This is a genomic window from Herbiconiux sp. 11R-BC (assembly GCF_049472555.1).
Classification (GTDB): domain Bacteria; phylum Actinomycetota; class Actinomycetes; order Actinomycetales; family Microbacteriaceae; genus Herbiconiux.
Genome location: NZ_JBCEBO010000005.1, coordinates 215,197 through 231,927, shown reverse-complemented (window position 1 = coordinate 231,927; position 16,731 = coordinate 215,197). Strand labels below are relative to the sequence as shown.

Annotated in this window: 13 protein-coding genes; 2 read left to right on the top strand and 11 right to left on the bottom strand. The window is 71.3% G+C overall.

Annotation, left to right across the window (positions count from 1 at the left end; translation table 11 throughout):
• Positions 1-66 precede the first annotated feature (66 nt).
• Positions 67-1,464, bottom strand: coding sequence for a F390 synthetase-related protein (locus VD659_RS13785; protein WP_423261648.1), 1,398 nt, complete (start codon positions 1,462-1,464; stop codon positions 67-69).
• Between the two features lie 82 nt (positions 1,465-1,546).
• On the opposite strand from VD659_RS13785, the gene VD659_RS13780 reads away from it, so the two are divergent.
• Positions 1,547-2,293 carry a GAP family protein gene (locus tag VD659_RS13780; RefSeq protein ID WP_423261647.1) on the top strand — a complete coding sequence of 249 codons (747 nt, stop codon included), beginning with the start codon at positions 1,547-1,549 and terminating at the stop codon, positions 2,291-2,293.
• Positions 2,294-2,336: 43 nt separating this feature from the next.
• Here VD659_RS13780 and VD659_RS13775 read toward each other — a convergent pair whose 3' ends face one another.
• Entirely contained in the window at positions 2,337-3,887 is a 1,551-nt protein-coding gene (locus tag VD659_RS13775) for a family 14 glycosylhydrolase (RefSeq protein WP_423261646.1), read from the bottom strand.
• Positions 3,888-3,937: 50 nt separating this feature from the next.
• Positions 3,938-5,590: a M20/M25/M40 family metallo-hydrolase gene (locus VD659_RS13770; RefSeq protein ID WP_423261645.1), complete on the bottom strand. Its 1,653-nt coding sequence runs from the start codon at positions 5,588-5,590 to the stop codon at positions 3,938-3,940.
• A gap of 230 nt (positions 5,591-5,820) precedes the next feature.
• Between VD659_RS13770 and VD659_RS13765 the strand changes: the two genes are divergently transcribed.
• Positions 5,821-6,660 carry a DUF1684 domain-containing protein gene (locus tag VD659_RS13765; protein ID WP_423261644.1) on the top strand — a complete coding sequence of 280 codons (840 nt, stop codon included), beginning with the start codon at positions 5,821-5,823 and terminating at the stop codon, positions 6,658-6,660.
• 62 nt (positions 6,661-6,722) lie between these two features.
• On the opposite strand, the gene VD659_RS13760 is transcribed toward VD659_RS13765, so the two are convergent.
• From VD659_RS13760 to VD659_RS13725, 8 genes are all read right to left on the bottom strand, one after another.
• Complete coding sequence (locus VD659_RS13760) at positions 6,723-8,096, bottom strand: aminotransferase class I/II-fold pyridoxal phosphate-dependent enzyme (protein ID WP_423261643.1); 1,374 nt, start codon at positions 8,094-8,096, stop codon at positions 6,723-6,725.
• A 118-nt stretch (positions 8,097-8,214) separates the two neighbouring features.
• The gene (locus tag VD659_RS13755; protein ID WP_423261642.1) at positions 8,215-9,972 is read right to left on the bottom strand and encodes an FAD-dependent monooxygenase; all 1,758 of its coding nucleotides are present in this window, start codon (positions 9,970-9,972) and stop codon (positions 8,215-8,217) included.
• A 56-nt stretch (positions 9,973-10,028) separates the two neighbouring features.
• Positions 10,029-11,372 (bottom strand): NtaA/DmoA family FMN-dependent monooxygenase, encoded by a 1,344-nt coding sequence (locus tag VD659_RS13750; protein ID WP_423261641.1) that lies wholly within the window; start codon positions 11,370-11,372, stop codon positions 10,029-10,031.
• Positions 11,373-11,422: 50 nt separating this feature from the next.
• Positions 11,423-12,283: an ABC transporter ATP-binding protein gene (locus tag VD659_RS13745; RefSeq protein WP_423261640.1), complete on the bottom strand. Its 861-nt coding sequence runs from the start codon at positions 12,281-12,283 to the stop codon at positions 11,423-11,425.
• Complete coding sequence (locus VD659_RS13740; protein WP_137837698.1) at positions 12,276-13,151, bottom strand: ABC transporter ATP-binding protein; 876 nt, start codon at positions 13,149-13,151, stop codon at positions 12,276-12,278. The genes VD659_RS13745 and VD659_RS13740 overlap by 8 nt, the downstream gene beginning before the upstream one ends.
• Positions 13,148-14,053: an ABC transporter permease gene (locus VD659_RS13735; protein WP_423261639.1), complete on the bottom strand. Its 906-nt coding sequence runs from the start codon at positions 14,051-14,053 to the stop codon at positions 13,148-13,150. The genes VD659_RS13740 and VD659_RS13735 overlap by 4 nt, the downstream gene beginning before the upstream one ends.
• A 4-nt stretch (positions 14,054-14,057) precedes the next feature.
• Positions 14,058-15,095: an ABC transporter permease gene (locus VD659_RS13730; RefSeq protein WP_137837700.1), complete on the bottom strand. Its 1,038-nt coding sequence runs from the start codon at positions 15,093-15,095 to the stop codon at positions 14,058-14,060.
• Between the two features lie 2 nt (positions 15,096-15,097).
• A complete protein-coding gene (locus tag VD659_RS13725; RefSeq protein ID WP_423261638.1) occupies positions 15,098-16,666 on the bottom strand; it encodes an ABC transporter substrate-binding protein in 1,569 nt (522 codons plus the stop codon).
• Between the last annotated feature and the right edge of the window lie 65 nt (positions 16,667-16,731).

Here is a 16,731-nt window from a genome sequence, read left to right as displayed (position 1 = left end):
GGAACGCGCGGTCACCTCGCGGGCGCAGTGCAGCGAACGCCTGCGCGCCCGGGCCGGCACCCGCGCTCACGAGGCATCCTCCCGCACGATGCGGCGCACCTTCTCGGCCGGGAGCGGCGGCACCCACGGCACGAGCTCGACCGGGGCCGCGCATCCGTAGCTCTCGAAGAGCGCGGCGAGCGCCGCCGTCACCCGGGCCCCGGCATCCGGGTGCGGTTCGGCGAGCGCCACCCGCAGGCCGAGGCCGAGCTGGCGGATGCGCCAGTCGGCGAACCCGCCGGACTCGACGGCCATCACCCGGCGCACGGCATCGGGGAACACCTCGACCACCCTCAGGCCATCGGCCGACGGCAGGCGGAGCACCGCATCCGCCCGCCCGTCGACGGCCGCGATCACCGCGGTCACCCGCCCGCAGGCGCAGCGCTCGGGGGCGCCGGCATCGACGCGCAGCACGTCGTCGAGCCGGTAGCGCGCGATGATCTGCGTGCGCCGGTCGAAGTCGGTGACCACGGGCGTGAAGCGCGTGCGGCCCTCCCCGGGGGCGGTGCCCAGCCACTCCCGTTCGACGTGCACCGACTCCTCGTTGAGATGCAGGGCACCCCGGTCGCAACTGATGCCGAGCAGTCCCTCAGTGGCCTGGTACACCTGCCGCGGCTCGCTCCCCCAGGCCCGGCGCACCCGCTCGGCCGTGGCCGGTTCGAGCACCTCCGCCACCGAGATCACGAGGCGCGGCGCCACGCTCGGCTCCCCCCGCAGGGCCCGCACGGCGAGCGCGTCGAGCACGGAGGGCGGGGCCACCAGCACCTCGGGGCCCCGTCCCGCGTCCATCGCCGCCACGAGCCGCTCGAGGTGCGCCTCCAGCGGCTCCGTGAGATCGAAGAACGCGAAGCGGATGCGCGAACTCGCGACCGACTCGTAGAGGTTGCCTCCCGCGCGCAGGAAGAAGGCGATCCCGAGCGGCGGGCGCCACGGCATCAGCACCTGGCGGAGCGACGCCCCGTCGAGGACGCGACCGAGGATGGTGCCGGCCCACAGCATCCGTTCCCGTGGGCTCACGAGGAACACCCCGCGCCGCCCCGAGGTTCCGCTCGACAGCCCCACCGTGAGGTCGCCGCCGAGCACCGGGCGGAAGTCCCGGGTGCGCTCCGCCTCGAGCGCCACCCCGAGGGCGTCGGCGAGTCTCACGCCCCGGGTGTTGAGGGCGTCGAAGTGCTCGAGCAGCACGCTCTTGTCGACCACCGGCAACCCGGCGAGGGCCGGCGTGCGTGCACGAGGCGGCCGGTCCACGACCCCGACCCCACGGTAGAAGGGCGCACCCGCGACGCGCCGCAGGAACGAGCGGATGCGCCGCGCCTGCCACGCCTCGAAGCGCGCACGCGAGCGGAAGCGCAGCCCCCATCGCGCACGAACGAACCGGGCGAGCAGCACGGCCACGAGCGCACGATCCCTCATCGACCGTCTCACCCGGCCAGGATACGCGGAGCCACGCCACATGGCAGGCCGGAGCACTGTCCCGCCGCCGTCCGGCGACTCGTAGACTGCTCGCATGGCGGGAATCATCGGGCACATCCTTCCTCTCGCCGTGGGTGTGGCGCTGAGTTCCGTGCCCATCGTCGTGATGGTGCTCATCCTGCTCTCCCCGCGGGGCCGCGCCTCGAGCATCACCTACCTGATCGGTGCGGCCGCCGGGATGCTCGCACTCACCCTGCTGTTCACGGCCGGTGCGAGCCTGCTCCCTCCCCCTCCTCCTTCGGAGAAGAGCCCGCTGTTCGCGGTGATCGAGATCACGCTCGGGGTCGGACTTCTCGTGCTGGCGGGGGTGCGCTGGCGTCGCAGCCGGCAGCCCCGGGCCCGCGATGAGGTGCTCGCCACCGAGGACATCCCGGCCGACATCGACCTGGCAGCGCTCGCCGCGGCTCCCGCGAGCCCCGCCCGCACGACGCCGAAGTGGATGACCCGGGTCACCACCCTCGGGCCCGTCCCGTCGCTCGGAGTGGGTTTCGTGCTCATGCTGCGGCCGAAGAACCTTCTGCTCACCATCGCCGCGGGCGTCGCCATCGGCGCCGGCAATCCGACTCTCAGCGAGGCGGCCATCGCGATCGTGATCTACGTCGTGCTCGGCATCTCCACCTTGGCCGCTCCGATCATCGTGGCCGTGGCGAACCCGACCCGGATGCGCAAGCCGCTCGAGGAGACCCGCATCTGGATCGAGGGCAACAGTGCCACGGTCACCACCGTCGTGGTGCTCATGCTGGGCACCGTCATCATCGGCTCCGGCCTGCAACACTTCTGAGGTCGCGGCCCGGTCCGCACGGTCCCGCGCCGCGACCCCCACCTCAGCGGTAGTCGCGCAGGAACCGCTCGAACTCGTACTGCGCCGTGCCGCCCGAGGTGACGTCGCCGATGCGCAACACGGTGAGACCCGCATAGCGGGCGCCCGGTCGCTCGAAGGCGTCGCGGATGTGCGACCACCCCACCCCGGTCGCCGAGCCCGAGCTGCCGAGGTTGCCGGCGAGCGCGTTCTCGCCCTTGAGGGTGACGTGCGCCTTCGCGGCCGCGTCGGCCACCCAGCCCACGAGCGAAGCGGCGTCGGAATAGGCGTGGGCGGTGCCGTCCCACTCCCGCCCGTTCGGCATCTCGAGGGCCGTGAAGTGCAGCACCACGTGGTGCTTGGGCGACACGCCGCCATCGCCGTTCACCTCGAGATCGTGCGCGAGGTTCAGGATGCCGTCGTAGCCGTGATCGGTCGACGTACCGTTGTAGTCCTGGTCGGTGTGCACCAGGCCCGCCGCGATCTCCGGAACCCGCTGCATCGGGCTCGTCGTCATCGTCTGCCAGTGCACCCCGGGGACCTTGAAGCCGAGCGGCACGGTCGCGAACGCCCCGTCGAAGGCGCCGATGGCCTGCTGCATGACCTCGCGGCCGTGACGCAGGAGGCTCTCGCTGTACCAGCGCGTGAAGTCGCGGCCGTAGGCGATGGAGCGGTAGGAGCCCGAGGTGATGAACAGCTCGTGGTCGGTGGGCGGCGAGATGCTGCTGTAGACCAGACCCGGGATGCCCCACGCCGTCGCGACTCCGGCGACCGAGCCGTACTTCGCCACCGCCCAGTCGGCGAAGGCCTGCACGGCGGCCGGCGTGTAGCTCTGGAACGTTCCGCGGTTGGGGTACCCGGCCGGGTCTCCGGGCACGGAGCGGTCGTGAGAGGCATAGGAGGGGAAACGCAGCTCCCCGGCCGGGCCCAGGCCGATGGTGATCTCGGGGAACCGGCTGCGGTAGTCCGTGACCCCGCTCGAATAGTGCTCCTCGAACGCGTTCATGAGATCGCGCATGTCGCGCAGGGTGCGCTCATTGCCCACGCCCCACGGCGAGGTCGCCTCCCGGTCGTCGTTGCCGTACTCGCTCCGGTAGAAGTTCTCGACCGGCTGGCTCGAGCACCATCCCGCGACACCGCAGATCTGGAAGGGTTCCCAGACGAACGCCGGGACCGGGATGTTGCAGGTGTCGCCGACGTTGCCACCGCACTGGTGGAACGACATCATCGGCACCACGTCGAGCCCGGCAGCGGTGATCGCGGCGAAGACCTTGTCGTAGTAGGCCCAGTCGAACGTGCCCCGCTCGGGCTCGGTCTTGCCCCACCACACGTCGACGGCCACCGCGTCGACGCCCTGCGCATCCGCTGTCGCGAGCGAGGTCGTGAACGCCCGCCACTGCGGCCCGGCTGAGGCCCAGTCGTCGATCCAGAGCGGGGCCATCACGTTGACCGACTCCGCGGCGTGCGAGGAGGCCTGGGCGGGCGGTGCCGCCGCCGGAGCGGCGACGAGGGCGGTGACGGCGAGGGCGGCGGCTCCGAGAGCGAGCCCGAGACGGGAGGGGTTTCGGTAAGACATCCCCACACGCTAGGTTCGCGGTGCCGCCGCCCCGGATGAGTACTTTCTGCCTAGCGGCCGGACTGCTCGCGGGTGCGCTTGCGCACCAGTGCGAGAGTGACGCCCAGGCCCAGCACGAGCATCCCGAGCGGCAGCATCGGGAGGACGTCCTCGGCGCCCGTCGCCGCCAACTGGGGCTCCGCGGCCGCTGCCGGCACGACGGCCGGCGCCGACGGGCTCGGATCGGCCGGCGGCAGCACGCCGTTGATGGCCGAGGTGTCGTTCGCGAGCGACGCCGTCACCGAGGAGATGGCGCCGATCATGATGCCGAGCGCCTCGGGGTTGATGTTCGAGATGTCGTCACCGGCCGTGTGATAGTTCGGGTCGGGCGTGATGCCCGGCCCGCCGGTGCCGCCGAACAGCGCGGCCTGCTCGGGGGTCTTCTCGTCGTCGGCGCCGGTGAACAGGCCGGAGGCGGCGATGCCGTTGGCGATGAACGCGTCGTAGTCGCTGCGGCCGTCGAACGCGGTGTCGATCCACGGCTGCCCGCTGGCGTCGAAGTAGTCGGTGAACGCCTGCTCGGTGGCCACCGAGCCCGCGGGCACCTCGACCGGCGCCGGGTAGGTGGACTCGTTCGCGTCGTAGACGCTGATCACGTAGTTCGGCGAGGCCACCATGTCGAAGTTGAGGTAGGTGGCGATCTGGTCGAGCTCGGCCGGGTCGTTCTCGACGAGGTCGTCGACGTAGTAGGTCGAGCCGACCAGGCCCACTTCTTCGGCTCCCCACCAGGCGAAGCGCACCTGGTTGTTCAGCGGGCCCGAGGCGGCCAGTTGCACGGCCGTCTCGAGGATGGCCGCCGTTCCGCTGCCGTTGTCGTTGATGCCGGGGCCCTCGGGCACGGAGTCGAGGTGCGCGCCGAGCATCACGGTGTTGTCGGTGCGCCCCGTGGTCGTCTCGGCGATGATGTTGAAGGTGTCGACCGTCGTGGTGGTCTCCTGCAGCTGCAGATCGACGGGAACCGGATTCGAGGCCGCCAGCTCGGCGAGGATCGCCTGCCCCTCGGCCTGCGTGATGCCCACCGTCGGCACGAACTCGGGCACCTGCTCACCGAGCGTGCCGTTGAGTGGTCCGTCTTCGTTGTTGTAGACGAGCAGCGCGACGGCGCCCGCCTCGGCGGCCGCGAGCGACTTGTCGGCGAAGGCGCAGGCGCCGCGGCTGACCACGGCGACCAGGCCGGTGGCGTCGACGCCGCCCCACTCGGCAGCCGTGCATCCGGTCGCCGTGGTCGGCACGACGACGGAGGCGCCGACGATGCCGGCCGCGTCCGTGGCCGTCGTGCCCTCCATCGGGATGCGGTCGCCGGCCGGGTTCGCGAGGTCGGTCGTGCTGCCGAGCAGCGTGATCGAGAACTGGTCGATCGACTGCGTGGTGGCCTGGAAGGGCTGGCGCACGGGGGTGTATCCCGCCGCCGTCAGCACCTGCTCGACGTACTCGCCGCTGGCCTCGTAGCCGGGCGTGCCGATGGCGCGATTCCCGCCGTTCGCATCGGCGATGTCCTGCAGAGCCTGCAGGTGCGCGGTGACGCCGGCGACGGTGACCCGCGACTCGAGGTCGTCGGGATCGACGGCGAAGGCGGTGGCGGGCGACCCGAAGCCCACGACCCCCGCGATCAGCACCCCCGCTCCGATTCCGATGGCTGCCGGTCGGCGGTGGCGTGATGTCACGTGGATCTCCCCTGGTTCGCGTGAACGATTCCCCGAAGAGTACCCCCCTTCAGGGGGTTCTTCGCAAGGGGTAACACGATCGAAACACAACAGCTGTCGAGCGGTTCGCGAACGGTTGCGGCGGGGCAGAAATACATAAAACCGCGATTGATTCACACAAACCGCGAACATATTGCGCTCTGTGACGAACAGGCTGGGCAGGCGGCCCGCGACGCGCGAGGATCGCCGTCATGAGCCTCGCATCGACCGCGCATCCTTCGCCCACCGCCCCTGCCGACTTCGTCACCGCCTGGACCACCTGGCACGACGCCCTCGAGTCCGCGCGCCGTGAGCCGCACAGCTTCCTCGCCCTGACGGGCATCCACTTCCTGACGGATGCGCCGCAGCGATTCGCGGATGCGCCGGGCAGCTGGACGACGGGTGAGAACGGACCCGTCGTCGAGCTCGCCGACGGCGAGAGCCTCGTCGTCGACGGCGAGGAAGTGACCGGACGGCACGTCTTCGGCGTCATCCCCGAACGGGTGCGGCTGCGGGCAGGCTTCGGCGACGCCGTCGTGGAGCTGTCCAAGCGGGGCGGCCAGGACCTGCTGCGGCCGCTGCATCCGGAGAACCCGCTCCGCACCGGCTATCAGGGCACACCGGCGTTCGCCCCCGACCCGCGCTGGGTGGTCCAGGGCTCGTTCGTGCCCTGGGCCGAGCCGCGGGAGTTACGCATCGACGCCGCCGTCGACGGCATCGTGCACACGCACTCCTCCCCCGGTGTCGTGGAGTTCGCCATCGACGGCCAGGAGCTGTCGCTCATCGTGTTCGACGCCGGCGGCCCGTCGGGCTCGCTGTTCACGGTCTTCACCGACTCCACGAGCGGCATCACCACCTACTCGGCCAGCCGCACCCTGCACGGCATCCAGCCGAGCCCCGACGGCCGCGTGGTGCTGGACTTCACCCGCGTCAGCAACCTGCAGTGCGCCTACACGCCGTTCGCGCCGTGCCCGCTCGCACCCAGGGAGAACCGGCTCCCGGTGGCGATCGAGGCCGGCGAGCAGATCCCGCACGGAGAGCTGCGCGGCTGATCGAGACCGGTCAGTGCCGCCGACCCACGCGGCGGACCGGTGCCGCCGACCCGCGCCGCGGATCAGTCGAAGTACTCCCGCATGGCGCCCTTCGCGGCCACGGCGATCCAGCCGGCGAGCTGCTCGAGCGCGGCCGGGTCATCGGGCAGCTGCAGCGGCGACACCCGGATGAGCGGCGTCTCGGGGGCCGTCACGAACGACTTGCTGCCCGGGCCCACCGAGATGCCCTTGGAGGCCAGGCCCACCACCGCATCCGTCTCGTTCGCGACCTCCACCCACACCACGATGCTCTCGGCGCCCGAGCGCACCACGACACCGCGCTCCTCCAGCGCCGCCACGAGCGCCGCCTTGCGCGCACGGTAGATCTCGCGGGCCCGCCCGACGACCTCCTCGGTCTCCACGTCGTCGATGAGATACGCCAGGGTGTTCTGCAGGATGCGGCTGTTGGAGCCGACACCATGACTGCGCAGCCGGATGCTCCGCTCGACCAGTTCGGAGCTGCCGCCGAGCACCGAGGTGCGCACGTCGATGCCGTAGGCCTTGCAGTAGCTGCGCACGCGGAGCACCCGCTGCGCCAGCTCGGCGCCGAGGGTCGGCGGCTCCCCGGCCGAGAGCGGGCCGATCGAGTCGTCCTCGATCACCCAGACGCCCTCGTGCTCGGCGAGCACGGCCGCGAGCTCGCGAGCGCGCCCCTCCGAGAGCACGTGGCCCAGGGCGAAGGGGGCGCCCGGCTGCACGACGAACGCCACCGCGCCGCGCTCGAGCGCCGCCCGCAGAGAGGCCGGGGTCGGGCCGTCGGCATCGGACTCGACGCCGATCGGGGTCAGCTCGAGGTCGCGGAGCGTGTCGAGGAAGCCGGGGCTGAGGGGCTCGTCGACCGCCACGAGCGAACCGGGCTTCGCCGCGGCCGCCGTGGCGAGCAGGATGGCCTCGGTGCCGCCACCGGCGGTCGCCCAGGAGGCCGGCGGGAACGGCCAGGTGCCCGCCACCGCGCCCCGCAGGCGCTCGGTCATGAAGTCGCGGCCGAAGACGTTGAGGCCCTCGACGGTGAGGCTGTCGAGCACCGCCGCCCGCAGGTCGGGCTGCAGACCGATGTCGGGCGCTCCGCTCTGCAGGTCGATGTCCGACCAGGAGCGGAAGGGTGCGCTCGCCGGGCGGTGGACGTCGGGGAGGTTCACGATCGTTCCGCCGCGGCGGTGCGTCTCGATCAGGCCGAGGTCGCGAAGGTGGTTCCACGCGGCCAGCACCGTGCCGACACTGACCTCGGCAGCCGTCGACAGGCGGCGGATCGTGGGCAGCTGACTGCCCGAGGGCAGCTCGCCGGAGCGGATGAGCGCCTCGAGGCCGGCGCCGAGCTCCTGCGCGGTGCGGCCCGGGATGCGTTCGGTGAGCCACTCCGACGTCACGGCCTCACTGGTGCTGGTTGACCCTGCCATCGCTCGTGCTCCTCATTGTGTTGTCACACAAACGATAGCCCAGCAGAACAAAACTCCGGATTGTGCAGGAGACCGACCGTCATCGACGGCCCGCCGGATGCTCATCCCCGCGCCGTGGTCAACCTCGCACCGCCTCGAGGGTGCGCGGGCCGGCCGCGCCGGCCTCCGCGACCCCTCGGCCGTAGACCACGTCGAGCACTGCTCCGGCGTCGAAGCCCTGCTCGGCGTCGAGACCCGCTCCCGTTCCGTGCCAGGCCACGTGGTGATCGGGCCGCACGATCACGTAGTCGGCGCCGTACAGCCGGCGCACCTCCGGCTCGGTGAGGTGCACGACGTCGAGCGGAACAGAGCGCTCCCCCGCCGCCGCCCGGAACTCCGCGACCGCACTCGCGTCGTCGGTCAGCACCAGCAGCACGGGATGGCTGCCCAGGCGCCCGTAGAGCGTCACGCCCTGGGCTTCGATCGCCCCGTTGGGGGCGCGGTGACCCGGCCGGGCGTCGTCGATGTAGACATCCGGTGTCCACGGGCGGTCGGTGTCGGCCTGGCCCCGGTCGTACACCACCACCGAGGAGGCGTCGTAGCGCTCGTCGAAGACGACGCCCAGCGCGAAAGCGAAGTCGCGGGCGAGGATGCGGCCGATCTCGGCGCGGCGCGCGGCGGCCTCTGGACTGGTGTCGGCGTCATCCGGAACCCCGACGGCCCGGATCTCGGCCAGCGCCTCGTCGTTCGCGATGGCGCGGGCCAGCGCGTGGTCGGCGACGCGCCAGTTGTGGGTGCGGCGCTCCTCGTCGTAGGAGCGCAGCAGCGTCTCGCCGCCGAAGCCCTGGAGCACGGCGGCGAGCTTCCAGCCGAGGTTCGCCACGTCGCCGAAGCCCTCGGAGAGGTTGCCGCCGGGCGTGCGCACGTGCGCCGCGTCGCCGACGAGGGCCACCCGTCCGCGAACGAACTCGTCGGCGATGCGGGTGCTCTTGTAGTAGCCGGTCAGACTCACGATCTGGAGCTCCGCCTCGAAGCCGAAGCCGCGGCGGGCGAGGGCGATGAGCTCCTCGTGGCTCGGCACGTAGTCGACCGGGTACGGCCCGGCGTATGCCCGCCAGTCGGTCTCGTTCAGGGCCGAGATGAAGCCGGAGTAGTGGTCGTTGAAGACGATGTTGCTCGCACTCGGCGCGGGCCCGAGCTCGGGCGGCACTCCCCCGATGGTGCGCACGACGAAGCGCCAGTAGCGCTCGGTGGCGTACTCGCCGGAGCGCGCGATGCCGGCCAGCTGCCGCACGGTGCTCTTCGAGCCGTCGGCGCCCACCACGTACGAAGAACGGATGCGGCGCCGCTCGCCGGTCGTGCCGTGCACCACCGTGGTGACCACGCCGTCCGCGTGCTGCTCGAGCTCCTCCACCCGCCAGCCGGCCGCCACGGGCACCCCGAGCTCGGCGAGCCGGTCGAGGAACACCTTCTGGAAGACGGTCTGCGGGCGGCGCACCCCGTCCTCGCGCGAGACGGGGCTGCCCGGCCCGCGGGAGAAGGCATCCGGAGCCTTGCCGCCCAGCTCGTGGCCCACCACGCTCGTGACGAGCACGTTGCCCTTGTTCCACTCCGGCGGCACCGTCCAGCTGTCACGGATGCGCTCCGCGACGCCCCAGGTGCGGAAGATCTCGACCGTGCGGGCGCTCACGCCCGCGGCCCCGGCACGCACGAGGGTGGCCTCGGTCGCGAGGTCGACCACCGCCACCCCGACGCCGTGGCGCTGCAGCTCGAGCGCGGTGCCGAGCCCCGAGGGGCCGGCGCCCACGATCAGCACCTCGACCTCGTCGGGCGGGGTCTGCTGCGGGAAGGGGACGAGCTCGACCCAGGCCCGGTCGGCGGCGATGGTGTGTGACATGGTGTTCTCCCTCGGTGGCGTGGTACTCGTCGGGTCAGGGTGTAGGGGCTGTGCGGTCAGGCGCCCGCGAGCGCACCGGCGGGCGCCGGCAGTGCGGCGCCGAGCCCGAGGTTCTCGCGGAGCGTGCCGTACTCGTAGTCTCGGCGGAAGCGGCCGCGGTCCTGCAGCTCGGCCACGACTCCGTCGACGAAGGCCTCGAGACCGCTCGGCTGCACGTCGATGTTGATGGTGAAGCCATCGGCGGCGTCTTGGTCGACCCAGTGCTCGATGTCGTCGGCCACCTGCTCGGGGGTGCCAATGAGCACGCGCTGTCCGCCGGACAGGTTGTTGAACAGCAGCTGCCGGATCGTGAGCCCGCGGGCCTTCGCATCGGCGACGAGCTGGTGCCGGCGCACCGTCTGGTGCGAGCTGCTCGCCTCGCCGGCGAGCCGCTCGTAGGGCAGCTCGCCGTCGAGCGGGTACGGCGTGACGTCGAACTCCAGGTAGTCGGAGAGCTCCTGCACGAGCGGGCCGAGCTCGAGCAGGGCGTCGAGCTCGGCCTTGCGCCGGAGGGCGGCCTCCTCGGTGTCGCCGAGGATGACGTAGAGCCCGGGCAGCACGAGCAGCTCGTCACGCCGACGGCCGTTCGCCTCGGCGAGGCCCTTCACCTCGTCGGAGAAGGCCCGGCTGAGGTCCAGCCGCCGCTGCGAGGTGAAGAGCGCGTCGGCCCAGCGGGCACCGAACTCCTTGCTCGCCCGCGAGGTGCCGGCCTGGAACAGCACCGGCCGTCGGCCCCGGTAGCCGCCGACGAGCGGAAGCACCCCGGCGCCACGGAAGTGCTCACCCCGGATGTCGACCGGGCGCGTGAGTTCCTCGTCGATGTAGACGTCGGCGTCGGCGTCGCCGACCACCGCCTCGGGCGGCAGCGAGCGCCAGAAGGCGTCGACGATCGACACGAACTCGTCGGCGGCGCGGTACCGCGTCTCCGCGTCGAGCACCTCCTCCTTGCCGAGGGCCCGCAGGGTGTTGGGCTCCTGGCTGGTGATGATGTTCCAGGCCGCGCGGCCGTGGCTCACGTGGTCGAGCGAGGAGATCTGCCGGGCCAGCAGGAAGGGGTTGCCGTGGATGGCGGGATTCGTCGAGGCCAGGCCGATGTGGCTCGTCTCCCGGGCGAGCGCGGCGAGCAGCACGGTCGGGTCGAGGCCGCGCCACGGGCGGTCGCGACCGGTCTTGTCGAGCCCTCCCAGGCGGTCGGCGATGAAGATCGCGTCGAAACGGCCGCGCTCGGCGAGCTTCGCGATCGACGCGAAGTAGTCGATGCCGTCGATCCAGTCGCTCGTGGCGGGCACGGTCTTCCAGGCCGCGTCGTGCCGCCCGGTGGACTGCAGGTTGAGGGTGAGGCGGATCTGCTTGGTGGTCATGGTGGGTCTCTCTCACTTCCGGAAGACGACGACGGGATGCGGGGCGCGGATCAACCGGCCGGGTGCAGCTCCTCGCGCAGCCCGTTGCGGCGCACCCGGTCGATGGAGCCGGCCGAGAGCGTCGGTGCGGAGCCGACGAGCAGGCGGGTGTAGGGATGTTCGGGCGCGTTGACGATCTGGGCCGTCGCGCCCGACTCGACCAGCTGCCCGCGGTAGAGCACGAGCGTGCGCTCGGTGACGCCCGCCACCGAGCCGAGGTCGTGCGAGATGAACAGCAGCGCGACCTGCGAGGAACGCAGTCGGGCCAGCAGTTCGAGGATCTTGACCCGGTTCGCCGAGTCCAGCGCGCTCACCGGTTCGTCGAGGATGAGCAGCCGCGGTTTCGTGATCAAGGCGCGGGCGATCGCCACCCGCTGCCGCTGACCGCCCGAGAGCTCGGCGGGGAAGCGCCCGGCCAGCGCGGGGTCGAGCTGCACCTCCTCGAACTCGCGGCGCACGGCATCCCGGATCTCGGCGCGGCCGAGCACCCCCTGCAGCAGCAGCGGTTCCGCGACCGAACGGCCGACGGTGAGATCCTGGTCGAGGCTGCGCTGCGGATCCTGGAACACGTACTGCACGAGGCCGGTGCGCCGGTGCGCCCGGAGCTCGCGCGCGGAGAGGCCGGTGACCTCGCGGCCGGCCACCCGCACCGACGATCCGGCGGCCGGGCGCACCAACCCGAGCACGGAACGGGCGATCGTCGACTTGCCCGACCCGGTCTCGCCGATAACCCCGACGGCCTCGCCCGGCGCGATCTCGAACGACACCTCGTCGATGACCCGCTTGCGCGACCGTCCGCGGCCGAAGTCGACGTTCAGGCCGGCCACGGCGAGCGCGGGGGCGCGGTCGCCCGTCTCGGTGATCTCAGGCATAGTCCAGCTCCTCCTCGCGCAGCTCCGGCAGGGCCGCCGGGGAGTCGAGGTAGCGCTCGAGACCGTACTGCTCGTGCTCGGCGATCAGCAGCCGGGAGTACTCGTGCTGCGGGGCGTACAGGATGTCGCGGGTCGCGCCCTGCTCCAGCACAGCTCCGTCTTTCATCACCAGCACCTCGTCGCACAGCTGCGCCACCACGGCGAGGTCGTGCGAGACCACGATGAGCGCGAGGCCGGTGCGTGCGCGCAGGCTCGCGAGGAGATCGAGGATCTCGGCCTGCACCGTCACGTCGAGCGCGGTCGTGGCCTCGTCGGCGATCAGCACGTCGGGTTCGAGCGCGATGGCGGAGGCGATCAGCACCCGCTGGAGCATGCCGCCCGAGAGCTCGTGCGGGTACTGCCGGTAGACGGCCTCCGGGTCGCGCAAGTGCACGGCCTCGAAGAGCTCGAGGGTGCCGCGCCGGGCCTCGGCGCGGCTCTGGCCCTTCTTCACCCGGAGCACCTCCTGCACCTGCTTGCCGACCCGGATGGACGGGTTCAGGTAGGAGGCCGGGTCTTGGAAGACCGCCGAGATGGAGGTGCCGCGCAGTCCCGTCCACTGCTTGGGGGTGAGGGCGGCGGCGTTGTGCCCGAGCAGCTCGATCGTGCCGCCCGACACCTCGATGTGCTGGGGCAGCAGCCCGAGCACGGCCCGGCAGGTGAGGCTCTTGCCGCTGCCCGACTCGCCGACGATGCCCACCACTCCCCCGCGGCGCAGCGTGAAGCTCACGCCGTGCACGAGCTCGTTGTCGGCGAGGTCGTCGTGGATCGTCACCTCGTTCAGTTCGAGGACGACGTCGCCGAGGGGGCCGGTGCTCGTGGAGGTCATGCGTGCTCCTTGCTCGGGGTGAGGGAATAGCCGGAGGCGGCGAGCCGTCGGGCACGGTTGGCCTTGGCCGCCTTCGCGCCGACCAGCGATCGGCCCGACTCGCCCGCCGCATCCCGGATCGCGTCAGCCAACAGGTTGAACGCGAGCACGGTGACGAGGATGAGCGCGGTCGGGAACAGGGGCGCGTACGGCTGCTGCGGCAGGTAGCCGAGGTCGGAGGCGAGGATGCCGCCCCAGGTCGGAGTGGGCGGCTGGACGCCGATGCCGAGGAACTGCAGGCTCGAGATGACGACGAGACCCACGCCGAGGGTGGTCGCGAGCGAGATGGCGATGGGCGGGAGCACCTTCGACCAGACGTGCGTGCGCACGATCCAGCCGGTGGTGGCTCCGGCGAGCACCGCCGCCTCGACGTACTGCGAGCGGGCGACGGACAGGGTCGCGCTCCGGGCCACCCGGTAGAAGAGGGGCGAGACCAGCAGCCCCACCGCGATCATCGCCTGCACCATGCCGTTGCCGAGGAGCGCGGTCATCGCGACGGCGAACACGAGGAACGGGAGCGCGATGAAGGTGTCGACCACCCGGAGCGAGATCCACTCGAAGACGGCGGTGGCGTAGACCGAGAGGATGCCCGGGATGGCGCCCACCACGAGCGCGATGCCGGCGACGAGCACGGTGCTCGCCACACTGAGGGGTGCCCCGGCGAGGATGCGGCTGAGCACGTCGCGGCCGAGGTAGTCGGTGCCGAACCAGTGCGCCGCCGAGGGGGCCGCCAGGTTCTGGGCGGTGTTCTCGAGCGGGTCGTAGGGTGCCAGCAACGGGCCGAACACGGTGATGAACACGATGAAGGCGAGCATCACGAGCGCGATCCGGGCGCTGGGCAGCTTGAGGACGGTCTTGATCACGGGCTCAGACTCCTCTCGAGGCCGACGGGATCAGCCGGTTGTGGGCCACGTTCACGATCAGGTTGAACACGACCACGAGCACGATCGAGATCACGAGCACCGCCTGCACGGAGGGCACGTCGCCGGTGACCGCCGACTGGGCGGCGAAGGTGCCGTAGCCGGAGAGGCCGAAGATGGACTCGATCAGCACGGCGCCGCCGAGGAGGGCGGGGAACTTCAGGCCCAGCACCGAGAGCGCGGGGCCGACGCCGTTGCGGAGCACGTGGCCGAAGAAGATGCGCTGCGGTCCGAGCCCGCGCACCTGCGCTCCGGTGACGTAGTTCTCGCGGTAGGCCGAGACGAGGCCCGTGCGCAGCTGGCGCGCGACATCCGACACGGTGTCGAAGCTGAGGGCGACGGCCGGGAGGATGAGGTGGCTGAACCACGGCCAGAATCCCAGCTGGATCGGCACGAAGCCCACCGCCGGCAGCCAGCGCAGCCCGACCGCGAACACGGCGATGAGCGCGATGCCCACCACGAAGGGCGGGAGCACCGAGAACACCGTGGTGCCGGTCGTGATGGCCCGGTCGATCCAGCGGGTGTGGAACTGCGCAGCCAGCACCCCGAACAGGAAGCCGAAGATCACGCCGATCACGAGCGCGAGGCCCGCCACCGAGAGGCTCACCACGGCGCGGTCGCCGAGAAGCGTCGCCACCGGCACCCCGTTGGCCCAGCTGTTGCCGAAGCTGCCGCGGAAGAGCTGGCCGAGCCAGTCGGCGTACTGAACGAAGAACGGCCGGTCGAGCCCGAACTGCTGGTTGAGGGCTGCCACCGCCTCGGGTGTCGCCGCGTCGCCGAGCTGCAGGGCGGCGGGGCTGCGCCCGCTGAGGGCGCCGAGCAGGAAGGTGAAGAAGGTGCCGAGGAAGAACACCGGCACGAAGATGCTGATCGGCCGGGCGATCGAGAGGAGCACACGCCGCACCCGGTGGCCGGCGCCGCCCCCCGTGCGGGGGATCGCACCGGTGGCGATCCCCCGCACGGACACGGCTGCGGATGCGGTCATCGTCAGTTGCCGCCGATGGTGACGCCGGTCCAGTCGATGAAGCCGTCGACCTTGGGCAGGTCGGAGATGTTCGTCGCCAGCGCCAGCGGCGTGGCGTAGGTGTAGAGCGACACCGTGCTGCCCGTCTGGTAGCCGAGCTTGGCCGCGGCCTGGAGGTTGGCCTCGTAGTCGGGCGAGTCGGTCGGCGTCGAGCGGGCCGTCGAGAGCGCGGCCGAGAACTCCGGCGACACGTTCGGCGAGCTCAGGTTCAGCACGCCGAGGCTGTCGTACTGGTCGGAGAGACCCTGCACCGCGGAGTCGCGGCCCACCCAGCCGTAGAGCGAGGCCGGGAAGGTCTTGCTGAAGTAGCCCTTGCTCCAGGTGCTGATGTCGGAGACCTGGATGGTGGTCGTGATGCCGACGTCGGCGAGCTGGGACTGCAGCACCTCGGCCACCTTGTCGAAGCCGTTGATGTTGAGGGTCTGGAGCTCGAAGGAGATGTCGCCGGGCTTGATGCCCGCGTCGGCGAGGATCTGCTTCGCCTTCGCCGGGTCGTAGCTGAACTCGCCGGTCAGCGACTGCACGAAGTCGGGGTGCCCCTGCGGGAACGGCTGGCCATTGGCCTCGCCCTGACCGAAGGCCAGCTGCTGGATGAACTGATCCGGGTTCACCGCGTAGCGGATCGCCTGCACCACGGCCGGGTTGTCGAACGGCGCCTTGTTCTCGTTGAGGCTCAGGAAGTTCGAGCCCCAGAGCCGGTCGGTTCCGCTCAGCACCTTGAGGCCGGCCTGGTTGGCGGCGTCGATCTGCGCGGGCGAGAGCACGGCGAAGTTGGCGACGCCGGACTGCAGCGCCGGAATGACGGTGTCCGGGCTCACCCCGAAGTTGATGCGGATCGTGTCGATGTGGATGTTGGCCGCGTTCCAGTAGCCGTCCCACTTCTTCAGGGTGATGTGGTCGTTCGGCACGAGCTCCTGCACGATGAACGGTCCGGCGCCCACGGGGCCGCTCGCGTTGAACGCCGTGGCGTCCTTCTGCACGGCCGTGGGGCTGGGGAGCTCCCCCGTCTTCTCTGCGAGGAGGTAGGGGATCTGGTAGTCGGGCTGCTTGAGATCCAGACGCACCGTGAGGTCGTCGACCACCACGGCCTCCTTCACGTCGGCGTAGGAGGCCTTCAGGGCCGAGTTGGTCTGCGAGAAGATGCGGTCGATGTTGAACTTCACGGCCGCCGCGTTCACCGGGGTGCCGTCCTGGAAGGTCAGGCCGGGCTTCAGCGACACCGTGACGGAGTCGCCCGCGTCGTTGTACGTGTAGCCGCTCGCGAGACCCGGCACGATGTCGTGGTTCTCGTCGAGGGTGAACAGCGAGGCGTAGATCGGGGTGGTGAGGTAGGTGCCGGCGGTGCCGCCGATGACCAGCGGATCCCAGTTCACCGGCGAGCTCGTGTAGGCCCAGGTGATGGTTCCGCCCTCGGTCGAGCCGCTGGTGCCGGCGGCGCTGCTGTCAGGGGCGCAGCCCGTGAGCGCCACGGCGGCGAGGGCGGCCGTGGCCAGAAGGGCCAGGCCTCGCGATGCGAGCGTGATGGTGTTCATGGGACTCCTGAGATGAGGGGATGCGACCAGCCGGGTGGCCGGTGAAAGCGATGCTGACACAAGGC